This window comes from Paenibacillus sp. FSL H8-0260 (assembly GCF_045040625.1).
In the GTDB taxonomy this organism is placed as follows: domain Bacteria; phylum Bacillota; class Bacilli; order Paenibacillales; family Paenibacillaceae; genus Paenibacillus_AQ; species Paenibacillus_AQ odorifer.
In genome coordinates, this window is the sequence record NZ_CP150298.1 from 1,958,489 (window position 1) to 1,976,544 (window position 18,056).

The 18,056-nt window shown below is 46.6% G+C and carries 17 protein-coding genes; 14 read left to right on the forward strand and 3 right to left on the reverse strand.

Features of this window, described 5'->3' with window-relative positions:
* The first annotated feature begins 31 nt into the window (after positions 1–31).
* Both pheT and MHI51_RS08375 read left to right on the forward strand, forming a co-directional pair.
* The gene (gene pheT, locus MHI51_RS08370; RefSeq protein WP_405173762.1) at positions 32–2,476 is read left to right on the forward strand and encodes a phenylalanine--tRNA ligase subunit beta; all 2,445 of its coding nucleotides are present in this window, start codon (positions 32–34) and stop codon (positions 2,474–2,476) included.
* Positions 2,477–2,675: 199 nt separating this feature from the next.
* Positions 2,676–4,766 (forward strand): hypothetical protein, encoded by a 2,091-nt coding sequence (locus MHI51_RS08375; RefSeq protein WP_076277653.1) that lies wholly within the window; start codon positions 2,676–2,678, stop codon positions 4,764–4,766.
* Positions 4,767–4,903: 137 nt separating this feature from the next.
* On the opposite strand, the gene MHI51_RS08380 is transcribed toward MHI51_RS08375, so the two are convergent.
* Positions 4,904–5,257 (reverse strand): cupredoxin domain-containing protein, encoded by a 354-nt coding sequence (locus MHI51_RS08380; protein ID WP_256719075.1) that lies wholly within the window; start codon positions 5,255–5,257, stop codon positions 4,904–4,906.
* Positions 5,258–5,572: 315 nt separating this feature from the next.
* Between MHI51_RS08380 and MHI51_RS08385 the strand changes: the two genes are divergently transcribed.
* Positions 5,573–6,640 carry a GGDEF domain-containing protein gene (locus MHI51_RS08385; RefSeq protein ID WP_405173763.1) on the forward strand — a complete coding sequence of 356 codons (1,068 nt, stop codon included), beginning with the start codon at positions 5,573–5,575 and terminating at the stop codon, positions 6,638–6,640.
* Between the two features lie 70 nt (positions 6,641–6,710).
* Here the strand turns inward: MHI51_RS08385 and MHI51_RS08390 are convergent, their stop codons facing one another.
* The gene (locus MHI51_RS08390) at positions 6,711–7,058 is read right to left on the reverse strand and encodes a phage holin family protein (RefSeq protein ID WP_036683548.1); all 348 of its coding nucleotides are present in this window, start codon (positions 7,056–7,058) and stop codon (positions 6,711–6,713) included.
* Positions 7,059–7,210: 152 nt separating this feature from the next.
* On the opposite strand from MHI51_RS08390, the gene MHI51_RS08395 reads away from it, so the two are divergent.
* The 3 genes from MHI51_RS08395 (at position 7,211) to MHI51_RS08405 (ending at position 10,786) form a co-directional block, all read left to right on the forward strand.
* Entirely contained in the window at positions 7,211–9,577 is a 2,367-nt protein-coding gene (locus tag MHI51_RS08395; RefSeq protein ID WP_405173764.1) for an endonuclease MutS2, read from the forward strand.
* Between the two features lie 31 nt (positions 9,578–9,608).
* Positions 9,609–10,028, forward strand: coding sequence for a DUF350 domain-containing protein (locus MHI51_RS08400; RefSeq protein WP_036683543.1), 420 nt, complete (start codon positions 9,609–9,611; stop codon positions 10,026–10,028).
* A 212-nt stretch (positions 10,029–10,240) separates the two neighbouring features.
* The gene (locus MHI51_RS08405) at positions 10,241–10,786 is read left to right on the forward strand and encodes a hypothetical protein (protein WP_081387621.1); all 546 of its coding nucleotides are present in this window, start codon (positions 10,241–10,243) and stop codon (positions 10,784–10,786) included.
* 438 nt (positions 10,787–11,224) lie between these two features.
* Here the strand turns inward: MHI51_RS08405 and MHI51_RS08410 are convergent, their stop codons facing one another.
* Entirely contained in the window at positions 11,225–12,475 is a 1,251-nt protein-coding gene (locus tag MHI51_RS08410; RefSeq protein ID WP_076277655.1) for an FAD-binding oxidoreductase, read from the reverse strand.
* 176 nt (positions 12,476–12,651) lie between these two features.
* Here MHI51_RS08410 and MHI51_RS08415 point away from each other — a divergent pair, with 176 nt between their 5' ends.
* The 8 genes from MHI51_RS08415 (at position 12,652) to MHI51_RS08450 (ending at position 18,018) form a co-directional block, all read left to right on the forward strand.
* Positions 12,652–12,885, forward strand: a complete 234-nt coding sequence (locus MHI51_RS08415) for a spore coat protein (RefSeq protein ID WP_036683535.1) — start codon at positions 12,652–12,654, stop codon at positions 12,883–12,885.
* Positions 12,886–12,915: 30 nt separating this feature from the next.
* Positions 12,916–13,299 carry a spore coat protein gene (locus tag MHI51_RS08420; protein WP_076126401.1) on the forward strand — a complete coding sequence of 128 codons (384 nt, stop codon included), beginning with the start codon at positions 12,916–12,918 and terminating at the stop codon, positions 13,297–13,299.
* A gap of 259 nt (positions 13,300–13,558) precedes the next feature.
* The gene (locus tag MHI51_RS08425; protein WP_036683529.1) at positions 13,559–14,059 is read left to right on the forward strand and encodes an Lrp/AsnC family transcriptional regulator; all 501 of its coding nucleotides are present in this window, start codon (positions 13,559–13,561) and stop codon (positions 14,057–14,059) included.
* 13 nt (positions 14,060–14,072) lie between these two features.
* A complete protein-coding gene (locus MHI51_RS08430; protein ID WP_036683526.1) occupies positions 14,073–15,293 on the forward strand; it encodes an aminotransferase class I/II-fold pyridoxal phosphate-dependent enzyme in 1,221 nt (406 codons plus the stop codon).
* A 251-nt stretch (positions 15,294–15,544) separates the two neighbouring features.
* Positions 15,545–15,733, forward strand: a complete 189-nt coding sequence (locus MHI51_RS08435; protein ID WP_232061510.1) for an aspartyl-phosphate phosphatase Spo0E family protein — start codon at positions 15,545–15,547, stop codon at positions 15,731–15,733.
* Positions 15,734–15,904: 171 nt separating this feature from the next.
* Entirely contained in the window at positions 15,905–16,471 is a 567-nt protein-coding gene (locus tag MHI51_RS08440) for a cob(I)yrinic acid a,c-diamide adenosyltransferase (protein WP_076126402.1), read from the forward strand.
* A gap of 1 nt (position 16,472) precedes the next feature.
* On the forward strand, positions 16,473–17,459 hold the full coding sequence (locus MHI51_RS08445) for an RluA family pseudouridine synthase (protein WP_076219945.1): 987 nt from the start codon (positions 16,473–16,475) through the stop codon (positions 17,457–17,459).
* Between the two features lie 193 nt (positions 17,460–17,652).
* On the forward strand, positions 17,653–18,018 hold the full coding sequence (locus MHI51_RS08450) for an arsenate reductase family protein (protein WP_076219946.1): 366 nt from the start codon (positions 17,653–17,655) through the stop codon (positions 18,016–18,018).
* The last annotated feature ends 38 nt before the right edge of the window (positions 18,019–18,056 follow it).

Genomic DNA, 18,056 nt, shown 5'->3' on the forward strand with positions numbered 1-18,056 from the left:
TACATCTGAAACATAAAGGAAGTGAGCGGATATGAAAGTATCAACCGGATGGTTGGCTGATTATACATCGATTGAAGGAGTAACCGCCGAACAGCTAGCGGAGAAGATTACCGCTGCCGGCATTGAGATTGACGGCGTAGAGCGCCGCAATAAAGGCATTTCCGGCATCGTAACCGGCTATGTAAAATCAAAGGAAAAACATCCTGATGCAGACAAGCTGAACGTATGTATCGTGGATGTGGGCCAAGATGAGGAGCTACAAATCGTTTGTGGCGCAAAAAATGTAGCTGCAGGTCAAACTGTACCTGTAGCAATGGTTGGCGCAAAGCTGCCAGGACTGGATATCAAAAAAGCCAAGCTGCGCGGTGTCCTGTCGCAAGGAATGATCTGCTCGGCCAAAGAATTGGGACTGAATGATAAATTGCTTCCAAAAGAGCAACAAGAAGGTATTCTTGTGCTGCCTGAAGGGACAGAGATTGGTCAGGATATTTCCAAGGTCCTCGGTTTAGATGACGAGATTCTGGAATTCGATCTGACTCCGAACCGTTCAGATTGCCTCAGCATGATTGGTGCTGCTTATGAAGTAAGTGCAATTCTTGGGCGTGAAGTTAAATTACCTGATCCAAAAAGCGAAATGATTGAGATCAGTGGTCCTGCTGCGGATTCCATTTCCGTCAAGATTGAAGATGAAGAATACTGCAGCCATTATGCAGTTCGTTATATTGCAGGTGTTAAACCTGCACCATCACCGCTGTGGATTCAGAATCGTCTGATGGCTGCTGGGGTTCGTCCAATTAATAATATCGTGGACATTACCAATTATGTGATGCTGGAATATGGACAGCCGCTGCATGCTTTTGATGCAGATAAAGTACAAGGTGGAGAACTCGGCGTTCGTCTTGCTCATGAAGGTGAAGTTTTGGTTACACTTGACGGTCAAGAGCGTAAGCTAGAGCCGCAAATGCTCGTTATCGCTGATGGAGTAAAAGCTGTAGGTCTGGCCGGAGTAATGGGTGGACGGGATACAGAGGTTACTGCTGAGACGGTAAACCTTGTTCTGGAATCTGCTAAGTTTGATGGAGGAACGATTCGTAAAACCTCGCGTCAATTGGGACTTCGCTCGGAAGCCTCCCTTCGTTTCGAGAAGGAGGTGGATCCAAGTGCAGTTATTCCTGCATTGAACCGTGCAGCCGTACTGATTGCACGTTATGCTGGCGGATCGGTCCATGAAGGCATCGTGCAAGCAGGAACTGACGCTGTTCAAGAGAAGGTTCTCACCTTGTCCTTAGAGAAACTGAATCGTTATCTGGGAACGGATTTGTCCTTGTTGGAAGTGAAGACATTGTTTGGCCGTCTACATTTCAAATGTGGAGATACCGCACAAGGGCTGATTGAAGTTCAAGTCCCAACCAGACGAGGCGATATCAGCTATGATGTTGATCTTATTGAAGAAATTGCCCGCCTGTACGGGTATGACAATATTCCAACGACTCTAATTGAAGGAATTACAACACCAGGAGCACTAACTCACAAGCAAGCGCTCCGTCGTGAACTGCGTCGCCTATTGTCACATGGCGGTTACCAAGAGGTGATGGGTTACTCCTTCATCCAGCCGCAACAAAGCACAATGTTCCCTGAGTTATCAGAAGGAGCAGTAGCGGTGAAGCTGGCTATGCCGATGAGTGAAGAACGCAGCGTACTGCGTACCAGCCTTCTACCACAACTCTTGGATATTGCCAGCTACAATACCAATCGTCGTCAAAGCGACTTGGCATTGTTTGAAATCGGCAACGTCTTCTTCACGGATGAAGAACAGTTGACTCGTCAGCCACGCGAACTGCCGGTGCTGGGGCTGCTGCTTAGCGGAAGCTTAACAGTGAAGCAATGGAATGTTTCGGCACAGCCTGTGGACTTCTTTGATTTGAAGGGCGCGCTGGAAACGGTATTTACTCATTTAGGGCTGACCGATAAAATCGTCTATGTAGGAGATAGTCCAGAAGGATATCATCCTGGGCGTTCCGCGTCGGTATATTTACTCGGAAACGAGGGTCGTGTGAAGATCGGAACGATGGGACAGATTCATCCGGATCTGCAAAGACAGCTGGATCTGGTGGATACTTATGCGGCGGAAATCTTATTGCAGCCGTTATATGAAAGTGCGCAAAGCCGTTTGCAATATAATGAGCTTCCGCGTTTCCCAGGAATGGAGCGGGATATTGCTGTGGTCGTGGATTCCGCTGTACCAGCGGGCGATCTGCTAGCTTCCATCCGCGATAACGGAGGTTCTTTGCTCCAGTCCGTACAGGTATTTGACGTTTATACTGGTGGTAAGCTGGAGAATGGAAAGAAGAGCATCGCGATCTCACTGCTGTATCGTCATAGTGAACATACACTGACTGATGAGGAAGTAGGAGAGGTGCATGAGAAGGTATTAGCATCTCTTCAACAAACTTTTGGTGCAGAATTAAGAAAGTAGCAGGAATTGTGTAAAGCCGCAGCGAATCCATTTAGAAACTGAGATTCGCTGCGGCTTTTTCTAGGTAGAGTGCAAAGCGGAGAATATCAGCCATAATCTATTGAATATTAGGGATTTTGCCAAATGCTTACCAAAAAAGCTACAATAGAAGAAGTGAAACTAGCTTAGAATCCGCACACATACAAAGGAGGGCACAACTGTGGCTATGGACCGGACACGTGTCGCCGTGGAGATATACGGAACTTCCTATAAACTCGTCGGAAGCAGTACTGAATATATGAAACAAGTGGCCCGTTATGTTGATGAACATATGCGCACGATTTCTAAATCTCACACCAGACTGGACACACCGCGTATAGCGGTGCTTGCAGCTGTACATATGGCGGAGCAGGCTATTCAGGTTCAGGACTTCAAAAATGAACTAAACATGATGACAGGTGAACGCAGTGAACTGCGATTGGAAGTATCTCGCCTGCTGGAGGTACAGCGGGAGCGGCAAGAAGAATTCGAGCGACTTGAAGCTGCGGCCAAAGAAGAGGCTGGGCGACTGATTGCTGCTGCGGAGGAAGAACGTAAGCGGCATTTGGAGATTCAGGAGAATGAACGCAAGGTACATGCGGAACAGCTTCAGGAGGCAGTGCAAGCTGTGGAAGCTGCACGTAAGAAGCTGGAAGAAGAATTGCTTGAGCGCGAGATAGAGCTGCAAGCACTGCGGACAAGCTACGAAGAAGAGCAGGCAGCTAGTCGTGAACACCAGCGGCAGGAACTGGCGAAGGCGGAAGCCATCCGCTTGCAGCAGCTGGAGGAGCAGAAGGCTGCTCATCTGCAAGAGCTGGAGAACATCCGGGAGACGCTGACCAAGGAGAAGACAGACACGCTGTCTGCTCTGCAGCTTGAGCTGACCGAGACCAAGTCAACACTGGAGGAAGAGCTTGAGGTTACCAAGTCTACATTAGGTAAAGAACTCGAAGATACCAGATTGGCGCTGGGTAAGGAGCTTGAGGATACCAAGTTGACGTTAGGTAAAGAGCTTGAGAGTACCAAAGCGAAGTTGAGCAAAGAGCTGGCGGAAGAACGTGAAGCACTGCAGCGGGAACAAACCAAGAATAAGGAACTGCGGCAGTCACAAGGCACTCAAGAGCATAGACATAAGCAAAATATTCAAGAGCTGGAAAAACAGCTGGCTGAGCTTCGTGGTGGGACAGGGCAACTTCAGTCCAGATTACGTGCAGCTGAAGCCAGTCTTAAGAGTGAGCGAGATGCAAGACAGACGCTTCTTGGACAATATGAAGCGATTGTTAAACGTGAAGAACAGCTCAGTGAAGAGCTGCGCACGGCTACTGAGCTGGGCACACTGTTGAATGAGGAGCTGGAAGAGTTACGCCAGCGTTATCAACAGTCACAGAATGAAGCTACAGAGCTAAGAGCGTCACTACAGGAGACGAGTGAAAATCTGCACCGTGTTCAGGAAGAGCTTGCGGGATCAGCAGCAGAGGCGGCTAACTGGCAGGAGCTTTCGGATAAACGCATGGAAGATATTGGTGAACTGGAAATGAATCTGCTGGAGTCTGAGGAAAAATCCGTGTTGCTCCAGAAAGAGATCGACACGCTACGTGGGCAAGCCGATGGATTAGTACAGCAGCTGGATCAGGAGGTTCAGCTTCGTACAGATGCAGAACGCGAAACAGCGGTACTTCGGGAGCAAGGTGTGCAGGCTCAGAGGGAATTGTCTGCGCTTCGTGTTCGTTATGAGGAATTGATTGCTCAATACGACGATGTACTGCAAGAAGGAGAACGCCTGCAGGAAAGATATCAACTGTTGCAGGAAGAAGGCGAAGAGGCAACACGACGCTTAGAAGAGTTATCTGAAGCTAGTCGTGAAGCTGCTGCTACTGTTGCTGAGCAACAGGAAGTGCTGAAGGAAGCAGAGGCGTACGGAGCTTCCTGGAAGCATAAGTACGAGGAACTATCCGATCAGCAGCTGCAGTGGACGGATCTCGAAGCGAAGCTGCGTGAGGAGATCGACATTTGGCAGCAGGAAGCCGGTGAGGCTGAAATGAAGCAGGAAGCTATTGATCGTGAACGTAGCGAAGTGCTTCAGCAGCTAGGTGAAGTTGGTGAAAGCTATGAAATGGTTCAAGGACAGCTTCGTTTGTTGCAGCTCCAGTTTGAAATGCGTCAGGAAGAGTTTGACAAGCTGACAGATGAGCATCGTAACCTTAAAGAGGAATATGCCAAGCTACAAAATGAATATAATGAATGGATTCAACTGATCGAGCAAGACAGTTGAGTGCCGGATGCAAGTAAGAGAGCTGACCTGATGAGTAGAGAGATCTATTTCGGGTCAGCTCTCTTTATTAATGAGCTCAAATTAAAAAAACAGCCGATCTCAGGGGAATCCCTAATAATCGGCTGTTTATGTGTAATCTATTCCACGATGATTGTAGCTCTCATTCCGCTATGTCCGGAGCCACACATAATGGAGCAGGTCATTTCGAAAGTTCCAGCTTCCTCGGGTACGATCACCTTTGAGGATTTTTTTTCATTAAGCTGCAGCTCGAACTCTGGAATAAGGATACCGTGATTGCCGTCATCATTTTTAAAAATGATTTTGACGGGAACACCCTTTTTTAGATGATATTCTTCCTGATCAAAGCTGTAATTTGTAGCTGTAATTATGAGTTCTGTTTCTGCCTCGATTTCCGGCTCCGCTGTGTTAGCATTGCCAGCAGCACTATCATTGTTGTTCCCACAGGCTGTAAGTGCTATAACGAACACCATTGAAAGTAGAATTGCAAATTTTTTAATAATCTAAATCCCCTCCCAAGAAGTCCAAGCATAGTGAAAATGTGACAATTATGTAGACATCATAACTTAAAATTTAAGTAAGCGCTTTGATGAAATGTGAAAAATATGTGAACAGGCAGACTGTTCAAACTTTGTCGTAAATTGCAAAAAAATGATGAAAATATAACTAAAATTTATTATAATGAAAGCTATTACATTAACGGATAAAAGTAGGGGATACATATTACAAGTATTAATGATGCGCTAAGTACGGAGGTTTGGCACCGTAGAATCTTAAAAGGCTATTGGATGGTAGTCATTCTTTTATTAATCTCACAGTTGCTGTTTTTGTCGAATATTGACCGACTCCAAATAAAAACAGCCATGGATACGAATCTATGGCATTTATTTATAGCCTGTAATTTACTAATTGTGTTCCTTATGATTACTGCGGAGCTGTGGCTGCGTTATAGTAAACAGTCCCCTAAATATGGGGTGGTTAGCTGCGGGTTTTTAGTGTCTTACCTTATGTATTTTGTATTAGAGCCTTTTGTTGACGGTGCTCAGATGACACTTATGATGCCGATTATGGTTGCTCTTATTTATTTTGATCGTAAGCTCCTGTACATAATGGGGTTATTTAGTATTGTGTTTTATGCCGGGGTATATTTTGGGTTGGAACGGCCATTCCTACATAAACCGCTGCTTGAATTCTTGATGGTAGAGTGTGTATTTTTGGTATTTGTACTGATGGCTATTGCAGTAATTATTCGTGCTCGTGAAGCGCGTATTAATTTAGAAAGATTAACCAAGGCGGGCCAAGATCTAATGGTGGAGAGGGCTATTTCGGATAAGCTGCTGAAGATAGACGCACTCACTGGACTCTATAATCATAAAACCTTCCATGAATATTTGGATTCATTATTGGAGCAATGTGAAAGCAACAACCTTCAGCTACAGCTGGCTCTTTTCGATATTGATAACTTCAAGCAAGTGAATGATACCTACGGACACAGGGTTGGAGATCTTGTACTTAAGGTGATAGCGGACAAGGTTGGCGGCATGATTGAGTTAAATGATTTTGCGGCTAGGTATGGCGGGGAAGAGTTCGCTGTGATTTTTACAGATAAAAGTTTCTCGGAGTCCTATGAAGCAGTAGAAAAATTACGGAAAAATATTGCTCAAATTGAACATTTGCAGGCTGGTAACAAGCCGATCACCGTGAGCATTGGAATTTGTGATTATCAGCTTGGGGATGGAAAAGAGCTTCTCTTTCGTAAAACAGACAAAGCGCTCTATACCGCTAAAAAGCAAGGCAAGAACAGAGTGGTCAACTGTGCGGAGAGTCATAAAGAGGAGATTGTGTCTTTTGCATAAAAACAACACAGAACCCCTTATTGCCGGAGAAGAACCGGAATAGGGGGTTCTGTGTTGTGAAGAGCTTTTGTTACTTAGCTGCCTCAAATGGAGTGGATACCGGCAGAAACAGGTCGATAATCCCAATGACAAGAGCTGCTAAGATGGCACCCAGAATGGATACGCTGACTCCGCTGACTACGAATTGAGCGACCCAGATTACTACCGCACTGACAATAAATCCGACGATACCACGACCGAAAGGCGTTGCTTTTTTGCCGAAGATTCCTTCGACTACCCAGCCGAGTAGCGCAATCACCAGTGCAAGGATTAAAGCGCTCCAGAACCCACCAACCGTGAACTGTGGAACAATCCAGCCAACAACCATCAGAACAAGCGCGGCGACCACAAAACGACCAACATGACTTAAGAAATTCAGTGTACTAACCTCCTTTGGCCCATGCTAAGGATATGTGCAGTTCTTATTGTGACCTTATTACGTGATTCTATGCTTAAAAATAAGACCCAAATAGCGAAATTGACCTGAATTCTGTATAATGGAAACATCTATGAAGGGAGCTGTGACTGTAATTGGACGACAAAATTTTGCATACGCTTGAATATCGCAAGATTTTAAATAAATTAATGCAATATACGCAAACCCCCATGGGAAGATTAGCTGCGGAGCAGCTAAGGCCCTCCGGCGATTTCGAAGGTGTGAAGAAGCTGCTTCAAGCCACGGATGAAGCGGCTAATGTGGATCGCCTGAAGGGCATACCTTCGTTCGGCGGGGTAAGCGATATTCGAGCTGCACTCAAACGTGCTTCTATAGGCGGAATGCTGGGAACAACTGAGCTGCTGGCCGTTGGAAATACCATTGGCGGCGCACGCAGAGTCAAACGTTTCCTGGCAGCTATGCATGAGGAAGAAAAGATTGAGCTCCTGTTCTCACTGAGCGACGTTTTATCGGAGCAAAAACATGTGGAAGATGCCATCCGTTTATGTATAGACGAGAATGCTGATGTACTTGATACAGCTAGTTCTGAGCTGGCTAACATTCGCCGTGAATTGCGCGGAGGAGAGACCAGAATTCGTGAGAAGCTGGATTCGATGATTCGTTCGTCTTCTGTAGCGAAAATGCTGCAGGATCAGCTGGTGACCATTCGTGGTGATCGGTTTGTTATTCCTGTAAAAGCGGAGTACCGTGCCCATTTCGGTGGTATCGTACATGATCAGTCTGGATCAGGAGCGACTTTATTTATCGAGCCAGAGTCTATTGTGGCGATGAATAATAAACTTCGTGAAACACGGCTGCGTGAGGAACGGGAAATCGAGATCATTTTACACAGGCTGACGGCACTTGTAGCCGACATTGCGGAAGAAATGACCTACGATATTGATATTCTGGGAGAACTGGACTTCATCTTCTCCAAGGCGCGTCTTGCTCGTGATATGAAGGCTACTCAGCCGCGTATGAATGACCGCGGTTATCTTAAGCTGCGCAAAGGGCGGCATCCGCTTATTCCAGCGGAGCATGTGGTTCCTTTGGACGTGGAGCTGGGCAATCAATACAGCTCAATTATCGTAACCGGACCGAATACCGGTGGTAAGACCGTTACCCTCAAAACCATCGGCTTGTTGAGCTTAATGTCGATGTCCGGCTTGTTTATTCCAGCAGAGGAAGGCAGCCAGATGTGTGTGTTTGATGCCATTTATGCTGATATTGGCGATGAACAGAGCATTGAGCAAAGTCTGAGTACCTTCTCTAGTCATATGACTAATATTATCTCCATTCTGCGTAGAATGACTCCTAAGAGCCTTATTCTGCTTGATGAGGTGGGGGCTGGAACCGACCCGGCAGAAGGCTCTGCGCTGGCAATTGCCATTCTGGAGCATATTCACCGGATCGAATGCCGTATGGTCGCAACAACACATTATAGCGAACTGAAAGCATACGCTTATGAGCGTAAGGGAGTCATCAATGCCAGTATGGAATTTGATGTCCAGACCCTTAGCCCAACCTATCGCTTGTTGATCGGCGTACCCGGACGAAGCAACGCCTTTGCGATTGCCGAGCGTCTAGGCCTGCCTCATGCGATTCTGGAGCATGCCCGCGGCGAAGTGAAGGAAGAAGATCTGCGCGTGGAGCATATGATTGCTTCTCTCGAAGAGAATCGGCTGGGAGCGGAACAGGAGCATGAACGTGCAGAGGGCATCCGCCGCGAAGTGGAGGAACTGCGCAGCAGACAACAGCAAGAGCTTGAGAAGCTGGAAAGCCAGCGTGAGAAACGCCTCGAGAAGGCTGAGAAGGACGCCAGCGCGATCCTGGACAAAGCACGTAAGGAAGCTGAGGGAATTATCAGTGATTTGCGCCGCTTGGCTATGGAAGAAGGAGCTTCAGTTAAAGAGCATAAGCTGATTGAAGCGCGGCGACGTCTGGATGAAGCTGAGCCATCACCGCGCAAGAAGGCTGTTACCCGCAAGACTACCAAGGCTCCACGTACAATTGGTCCTGGAGATGAAGTGAAAGTCGACAGCTTGAACCAAAAGGGCTTTGTGGTGGAGCTAAGCGGTACTAAAGAGGCGCTGGTGCAGTTTGGCATTATGAAGATGAAGGTAAGGCTGGATGATTTGGAATTGCTCTCCTCGAAGGCAACAGCTGCGCCAACGGCCCTTCGCCATGCGACAACCGTCAAACGTTCCCGTGATGAGAACATTCGCAGTGAACTGGATTTGCGCGGGACTAACCTGGAGGAAGCTATCATGGAGACAGATCGTTTTATCGATGAAGCCTTTTTAGGTAATCTGGGTCAGATCGCCATCATTCATGGTAAAGGAACGGGTGTGCTGCGTACAGGAATTCAGGAATATTTGCGTAAGCACAAGCATGTGAAGAGTTATCGGCTCGGGAATTATAACGAAGGCGGCGCGGGCGTAACTGTGGCTGAGCTGCAATAGCGGGATTTCCCGGCAGAAAGAAGGGGAAAGCGTGCAAGAAGATATTGATCTTTTGCTGGGTCATCCGCTAGGTGCCTTGCTTGGCTACTTTGCAGTGGCGATTCTTGGGCTGGTTGTATTTCTGTCTTTTTTTGAAATGGTAACGAAATATAATTGCTGGGAAGAAATACGTAAGGGAAACCTGGCAGTGGCAATGGCGACAGGCGGTAAAATCTTCGGAATTTGCAACGTACTGCGTTTCAGTATTGAAGCTGGTGTTTCAATTTACGAGACAATGAAGTGGTCCGTCGTCGGTTTTTTGCTGCTGCTGCTTGCCTATTTTTTATTTGAATTTCTGACCCCTGTATTCTCTATTGACGAGGAGATCGCTGCGGATAACCGTGCTGTTGGACTTATTGCCATGCTGATCTCGGTATCGTTGTCTTATGTAATAGGTGCGGCTATTTTTTAAATCCGTCCTTATAAGGACACCCTGCAAAGGATTATGGATCTGGACAAGCTTTGAATTGAGCAGTCCCACTCTTTGTGGGGTATCTTAGGAGGAAATCATGAAGATTCTCACCCGAGTTCTGTTTCTGTCAGCGATTGCTTTTATAGCAGCCGGTATTATTTATTTAATGATGAATTAAATTTAAAAGTGAAAGTATGAAGGAGATTATAAAGATGGAAACAACTGTATGCCCTTGGTGTCATACTGAAATTGTATGGGACGAGGAATTTGGACCTGAGGAGAATTGTCCTCACTGTAACAATGAGCTTAGCGGATACCGTACGGTCACTGTTGGGATTGACGGCATCGAAGAAGAAGAAGTAGAGGAAGTCGTAGAGGAACCCAAACAAGAGGTTGTTAATGACGATGATCTTTGGGGAGCGCCTGATAAAGACAGCGTAGTTCCAATCTATAATACGCTTAATCAATTCGGCGATGATTATGACTTGAACAAGTACGAAGAGAGTGTCTCAGCTATTCTAGCCATTCAGGAGGAAGCTCCGGAATGTACTCAATGCCATGAGCTTACGATCCTTGCGGGTAAGCAGCCTGTGAGCGGCTTTGAGCCGTCTGCTCCAGCTACACTAGGTAAGTCGGTATTAACCGCTCCATTCTCACTCAATGTTTACGTATGTCCTTCCTGCTTCCATGTTCAGCACAGTCTGGCGCAGGAAGATCGGATTCAGCTCGTACGCAATTTGAGCAACGCTCAGGCGTAAGAATAAGTATATAAAAAAAGGGGCGGTCCCATAAGCTAATAGCTGCTGGGGTGCGCCCCTTCTTTTTTGGACCTTACTTGACCGTTGACCGTTGTCGGAAGCGTGCGTATATGTAATCACTGTCGGATGCGCATAGTAACCCGCTAACGGACACAACCGGCCTTAATCGCACCATTATCCGATATTTGGAATGCTATCGGACTCGAGTGCAGCTATTGGCTTGAAAAACGCCTATATATGGGCCTCTTTCCAAGGATAGCATCACTGGAGTCCGAAACCTTGCTTTAAAGGCTAAAAACATGTAAATAACGTCAACTGTGTCCGTAAGCTCCATGGGATGATGGATTTATGATTGAAGCAGGGAAAATAAAAAGCGGGGTTGTCCAAAAAGCAGTGAAGCGGCTGCGAGGGCCAGCCCCGTTTTTATTATCTACAAAATCAGTTCTGTTTCATCACGTCCAAACTCTTAGAAGGAGAGGGTTTGGCTGACCGGGTGAGTGAGAATAAATCTAACTCAGGCCGATGTTTGCCGGCAATCGTATCCGTTAACAACTCCGCAGCGATCATACTGTACACCGTCCCATTGCCTCCGTAGCCCTCGATGAAGTAACAGTGAGGGAACTTTGGATGTGGGCCGATATATGGAAGCCCATCACGAGTAGAACCGAACACAGCACCCCAGGAGTACTCCAGCTCAATGCCTTTAATTTCTGGAAATAAGGCTTCAAGCTCTTCGAGCAATTTTTGACCTTGAGAAATCACTCGGACCTCACGACGTTCGGGGTCTGTCAGCTGCTCATCCTTACCTCCTGCAATAATCCTGCCTTCAGGGGTTGTCCGAAAATATAAATAAGGGCGGGCTGTCTCCCACAGCAGGCTACGCTCATGCCACTTTGGAAAATCCTTTAGAGGTTTGGTCATCACTGCATACGTGTTGATCAGCTCAGCGCCCCGGTCTTTTTTGAATTCCTGTGTTTCATAACCCATTGCAAAAATAACGTCCTTGGCAATAATCCGGCCACTTTCTGTATGGCAAATCACACCATCCTCAGTAAACTCATAATGTTTCGCTTCGCTCTGTTCAAAGACGCGGACGCCATTCGACGCTGCCTTGGCGATTAGGCTGTGCACCGTTCGATAAGGATTCGCTTCGGCATCCCCACGGGAATAAAGTCCTGCTGGTTTTGAAAAAGAGTACAGAGCTGCAATCTTATCCTCTTCCCAAAATTCAGAATCGAAGCCATTAGCCACGAGATTCTCATATTCTTCCCGCAATGCAGGTACATCCGCAGGAGTGCTGGCATACAAAAGACTGCTGCGAGGAATGATCTGCGGATCGATATCGAGCTTGTCCGGCAGGTCCAGAATGTTCCTTACCCCAGCCTGGCATAACTGATAAAAGAGCAAACCGTTCTTTTGCCCAAAGGTGTTCATGCATGAGGTTAACGATTTATCGTTGGAAATCTGCAGGAGTCCAGTGTTAGCATGCGAGCTGCCGCTGCCGACCCGTCTTTTTTCGATCAGAACAGCATCCGCTCCAATTAAGGACAAGCGATAGGCGGCCATTGCCCCACCCATTCCGGCGCCTACAACCAGGCAATCACAATGAATAGTACCTTCTAGAGAGGGGTAAGTTGGAGGGTTCTGTAAAGTGCTTGACCAAGGTGTATTTCCACTATTTAAATTCATGAATTGTTCGCTCCTTCATTCGTGCCGTGATTTAGTATTGGCGGCATTTTATCGTCTCATTCGCGGTATGTTCTTATTTCTGTCATAACTCTCTAGTGCCTTCCGGCAAATAAATCGCGGGCATAGGCGGCATACTAAAGCCTGTATGAATCAACTACAAGGAGGGACTACAACAAATGCAATCAACGCAAATGCAAGCGCTAAGTGGTAAGGAATTGGAATATATCGCTGACTCCATCTCTAATGAGGACTTGCTTCTTAAGCAATGTGCAGCAACAGCTGCGACAACACAGAATCAACAAGTTCGTCAAATTTGTATGCAGCATATGCAAAATCACACCAAACACATGACTGAGCTCACTCAGTTAATCCAACAACATCAACAATACGCGCCAACAAGCCCACAATAATTGCAATATTAATTCTAAGGAGGTTATTTAATGAACGCGCAAAATACTGGGGCATTTATGCCGGATGAGGATTTACTAAACACCATTTTGTGTGATTTGAAGCGGACCGTACGCGAATATGCTACAGCTGCTACAGAATCAGCATGTCCAGCCGTTCGTAGGGTTTTTAACACTATGACCATGGACACTTTGCAACTCCAAGGTGATTTATACACGCATATGTCTCAACTGAATATGTATCCTGCACCTGCAAAAGCATTGCGCCAAGATGTGGACAAGCAGCTTCAAACCGCACAGCAAATGCAACAGCAAACCGGGCAATTTGTTCAACAAAAAACCGGGCAATTTGGCGCATACGCTCAGAATGCTCATATCCCGGCTAACGGACAACATCAGCCTTCCCATTTAATGTAACCATGATGGTTGGCGAATGAAGCAAATCACTTCATGTGTGTGGAGATAACGCCCGTTTTTACTGGTTAAATCCGGTAGAACGGGCGTTTTTTCTATTTTTTTTTGTATGTTCTATGTAAACTCTGCCTTTCATGGAAGCTCCTATGGGGTTATTTTGTTTGCAGAGATGCACATTTCATGTCATATTAGTATTAAACTCTTTTCGCGGGGCGACGCATTAATAGCGTACCGTCATTGGCGAACTATCCGGAGGGAAGGCATGAAGGAAATGAACGAGCTTAAGAGGAAAGTGCTGGAACTGCTTAAGGAAGACGCGAGAAGATCTACTGCACTCTTAGCAACGCTGCTTGGCGCGGAAGAAGAAGATGTGAAGACTGCGATTGAGCAGTTGGAGAAAGATCATGTCATTGTAAAATATGCCGCCGTTGTAAACTGGGATAAAGTGGACGATGAGAAGGTAACCGCACTGATTGAGGTGCAGATTACGCCTGAACGAGGGCGTGGTTTTGAAGGGATTGCCGAGCGAATCTACCTGTATCCACAGGTCAAATCAGTTTATCTGATGTCTGGTGCTTATGATCTTCTGGTGGAAGTGGAAGGCCGGAATTTACGTGAAGTGGCCAATTTTGTATCTGAGAAGCTGTCTCCAATTGATTCAGTACTTTCAACCAAAACGAATTTTACCCTTAAAAAATACAAACAGGACGGGATCATCTTCGAAGAGCATGAGGAAGACAACCGTCTGATGATCTCTCCATAAAGGAAGTAATCATATGATCACGAATAAATCGCAGCTAACTGGAGAAGACAGCAAATCAATGGATTCTTATTTGGCCCCGTTGGTACAGCAAATTCAGCCTTCGGGTATCCGCAAGTTTTTTGATCTGGCTGCAGGCAGTAAGGATATCATCTCTTTGGGAGTCGGAGAGCCTGACTTCAAGACCCCCTGGCATGTCAGAGAAGCTTGCGTCTATTCGCTGGAAAGAGGGTTTACAGGGTATACATCCAATGCAGGGATGCCTGAACTGCGGGAAGGGATCGCGAATTACTTGCACAGCCGTTTTGCTGTGGAATATGATCCTGCCAATCAAATTATAGCAACCGTTGGCGGAAGCGAAGCCATCGATTTGGCACTACGTGCGCTGATTTCACCGGGGGATGAAATTCTGATTCCTGAGCCTTGTTATATCTCTTATTCACCGATCACCGCGATTGGTGGAGGAATACCTGTAGGTATTGAAACGGTTGGTGAGAATAACTTTAAACTTACTGCGGAAAGCTTGGAAGCCAAAATCACTCCGCGCTCCAAGGTTCTGATTTTGTGTTACCCAAGTAACCCTACGGGAAGTGTAATGACCCGAGAAGATTGGGAGCCGATTGCTAAGGTAGTAGAGAAACATGATCTTATAGTGATTTCAGATGAGATTTATGCAGAATTGTCTTATGGCATTAATCACGTCAGCTTTGCCTCTTTACCAGGCATGATAGACCGTACGATTCTGGTTAGCGGCTTCTCCAAAGCTTTTGCAATGACCGGATGGCGGATGGGGTATGCTTGTGGTCACCCGGATCTTATCGCTGCAATGCTTAAGATTCATCAGTATACTGTGATGTGTGCTCCTTCTATGGGACAGGTGGCTGCACTTGAAGCGCTGACCAATGGGATGGAAGAGAAGGACCGGATGGTGGATTCCTATAACCAACGGCGGAGGTTGATCGTCAAGGGCCTACGCGATGCAGGGCTGGAGTGCCATGAGCCGCAGGGCGCCTTCTACGCTTTTCCAAGCGTGCGCAAGACAGGGCTGACTTCTGATCAATTTGCTCAGCGGCTTTTGCTTGAATACAAGGTTGCAGCTGTGCCTGGAAGTGTCTTTGGATTAGGTGGAGAAGGCTACTTGCGCTGTTCTTACGCCACATCAGTATCCCAACTGAACGAAGCAGTAGAACGCATTGGTGCTTTTGTCACAAAGCTTACACGTGAGAGAACGGATTAGTGAAAATTGAACTATAGCCGATCATACAATCCTATGGTATTATTTTACTTTGAGAGTAATTAGCCCCTATAATAGAACTTAAAAGGATTCATTTACTCTGGAACTAAGGCGTTGCTTTGAAGTTGCTTTATTTAACTTTTATGCTCTTTTGCAGCACGCGCTCAATAATACTTTTGGGAGGGATGATTGTGCTTAGCGCCGATTATTACTTACCTTCCTATGGTGGGAAATGTTTCTCTGGAAATGGGAAAATACCCCCCAAGGGTGATGCTTCTGCTCGCATACTCTCTCTGGAAGATGAAATTAGAATACTCCGCAGCAAGATGGAGCAGCTTTTCCTGCAGGAAAAATCATTCACTTCGGATAATGTGATTGAAATTAGCAGTTTATTGGACCTCAAAATAAATGAGTATATGAAGGGGCGTCCAGCTGGAAAATAGTGCTGCTGAATGCTCTTGAGAGGACCCTAGGGTCCTCTTTTTGTTGTGCACTCTTACTAATGATGGTGTTTTTGTTTATACTCTTAATTTGCTATCTTTATTGCCTTCCTTATAGCAGAAAGCTTAAACTATCAGTATATGTTTTTTAAGAATGGATAGGAGGCTTAAACCATGGCGATTTATACACGTACGGGTGATGCAGGTCAGACCTCAGTGATTGGCGGCCGGGTCGGCAAGGATGATGTCCGCGTCGAGGCCTACGGAACGATCGATGAGCTGAATTGTTTTGTAGGGCAAGCACGAAGCCTGATGGAAAGTGATAATTTCGACGATGTCCGCGAGCAATTGCTCGAAATACAGCATGAGCTGTTTGATTGCGGCACGGATTTAGCATTTGTTAGACTTGCTGATGGTGGTCAATATATGGTGACAAGTGAGATGGCTCAGCGGCTGGAAGGCTGGATAGATACTCTACAAGAGGAGAATCCGCCACTTGAGAAATTTATCCTGCCAGGAGGTAGTCAGCTGGCTTCGGTTCTACATGTATGCCGCACGGTTTGCCGTCGTGCAGAACGCCGGGCGGTTACCTTAGGGCGAACTGCGGACATTAACCCAGAAGCGGTGATTTATCTCAATCGATTGTCGGATTATTTTTTTGCTTTGGCTAGAACGGCTAATACACGGTCAGGGATTACTGATGTAGAATACATCCGCAGTAAAAAGGTGTTCCGAGACTAATATGACAAGCTATTATTCACCCATTACTTATATCATACCGCCTGAAGAGGATGACTTCCTGCTGAAGACCATCCTGCACAAACGGATGGATGTCTCACGCAAGCTGCTCTCTCGCCTGAAGCAGACGGAGCAAGGCATTACATTAAACGGTGAACGTGTATACATTAGTGTGCATGTAAAGGCAGGAGATACCGTGCAGATTCGCATGGAAACGGAGACTTCGGATGATATTTTGCCGCAGCCGATTCCATTTGAGATTTTATTTGAAGATGAACATCTGCTAGTGGTTAACAAGGCAGCGGGAATTATAGTTCATCCCACACATGGACATTACACCGACACGCTTGCCAATGGTGTGGTTTATTATTGGGCACAGAAGAATGAACGCTTCCGTTTCCGGCCTGTTCACCGTCTGGATCAGGAGACCTCCGGTGTGTTAGTGATCGCCAAAAATCCTTACAGCCATCAGCATATTTCCGAGCAGATGATCGCCGGTACTGTGGATAAGCGTTACGCTGCATTTGTTCACGGGGTTCCTGCGGAGTTATCCGGCGATATCGACGGCCCTATCGATCGTGATCCTGAGGAGCCACATCGGCGTATCGTGACACCGGATGGATATCCTTCCCTAACCCGATATGAGGTTAAGCAGGTGTATTCAGCTGGCTCTAGAGTTGAACTAAAGCTGGAGAGTGGGCGTACGCATCAGATTCGGGTCCATATGACCTCAATCGGCTGTCCGCTGATTGGGGACAGCATGTACCGTCATGAGCTGTACAATCTACCAGAATTGACTTCAACTCAAAGCGAGCAATTGGAGACCGTTGCAGCACTCGATGCTTCCATACCGCGTCAGGCACTGCACGCAGTGCGTCTGACGTTCAAGCACCCTGTGCTTTTGCAAGAAATGATTTTCGAAGCCCCGTTGCCACCTGACATGGCAGCCTTGGAGAAAATATTGGAGCAAGGTCCGACAGCGGATTTGTGATAAAATTATAATTCAGGCGATGGAGTGGCGAAGGGGAGGATTGGAACCGTAGGAGCGATAGCGACCGCCTTTGTCTGCGGATTTCAACCGTGTTTAACGGTAAAATTGAAGAAATCTGTAGACAACAGCAGCCGGAAGTTCAAACATTCCCCGTAGTTACGATATTATTAGCCGATTATTAAAGGAGCACAGCATGAGCAAATTAAAAGTATTTCAATATCCCAAATGCAGCACCTGCCGCAGCGCAGTAAAATGGTTGCAGGGACAAGGTCATGAGCTGGAGCTTCAGCACATCGCAGAGCAGCCACCTACGGTGGACGAGCTGCGTGAGCTGCTCGCGAACAGCGGCCTTGAGCTGAAAAAGTTTTTTAATACAAGCGGTGAAGTATATAAATCATTAGGTCTGAAGGACAAGCTTCCCCAGCTTACGGAACAGGAGAAGTTAGAGCTGCTCTCAAGCCACGGGATGCTGATCAAACGCCCGATTGTCACCGATGGAGTTAAAGTTACGGTGGGATTCAAAGAAGACCAATATGCCGATACTTGGGCTAATGTTTAATATCAATACAACGATCAAGGGAGAGGTTTATAAGTGAG

What these genes read in the sequence shown, in the direction of transcription:
- pheT (WP_405173762.1), top strand. Translation starts at nt 32, where the DNA reads ATGAAAGTATCAACCGGATGGTTGGCTGATTATACATCGATTGAAGGA.
- MHI51_RS08380 (WP_256719075.1), bottom strand. Translation starts at nt 5,257, where the DNA reads ATGGTGTTCGTTATAGCACTTACAGCCTGTGGGAACAACAATGATAGT.
- MHI51_RS08385 (WP_405173763.1), top strand. Translation starts at nt 5,573, where the DNA reads ATGGTAGTCATTCTTTTATTAATCTCACAGTTGCTGTTTTTGTCGAAT.
- MHI51_RS08405 (WP_081387621.1), top strand. Translation starts at nt 10,241, where the DNA reads ATGGAAACAACTGTATGCCCTTGGTGTCATACTGAAATTGTATGGGAC.
- MHI51_RS08410 (WP_076277655.1), bottom strand. Translation starts at nt 12,475, where the DNA reads ATGAATTTAAATAGTGGAAATACACCTTGGTCAAGCACTTTACAGAAC.
- MHI51_RS08415 (WP_036683535.1), top strand. Translation starts at nt 12,652, where the DNA reads ATGCAATCAACGCAAATGCAAGCGCTAAGTGGTAAGGAATTGGAATAT.
- MHI51_RS08420 (WP_076126401.1), top strand. Translation starts at nt 12,916, where the DNA reads ATGAACGCGCAAAATACTGGGGCATTTATGCCGGATGAGGATTTACTA.
- MHI51_RS08425 (WP_036683529.1), top strand. Translation starts at nt 13,559, where the DNA reads ATGAAGGAAATGAACGAGCTTAAGAGGAAAGTGCTGGAACTGCTTAAG.
- MHI51_RS08430 (WP_036683526.1), top strand. Translation starts at nt 14,073, where the DNA reads ATGATCACGAATAAATCGCAGCTAACTGGAGAAGACAGCAAATCAATG.
- MHI51_RS08440 (WP_076126402.1), top strand. Translation starts at nt 15,905, where the DNA reads ATGGCGATTTATACACGTACGGGTGATGCAGGTCAGACCTCAGTGATT.
- MHI51_RS08445 (WP_076219945.1), top strand. Translation starts at nt 16,473, where the DNA reads ATGACAAGCTATTATTCACCCATTACTTATATCATACCGCCTGAAGAG.
- MHI51_RS08450 (WP_076219946.1), top strand. Translation starts at nt 17,653, where the DNA reads ATGAGCAAATTAAAAGTATTTCAATATCCCAAATGCAGCACCTGCCGC.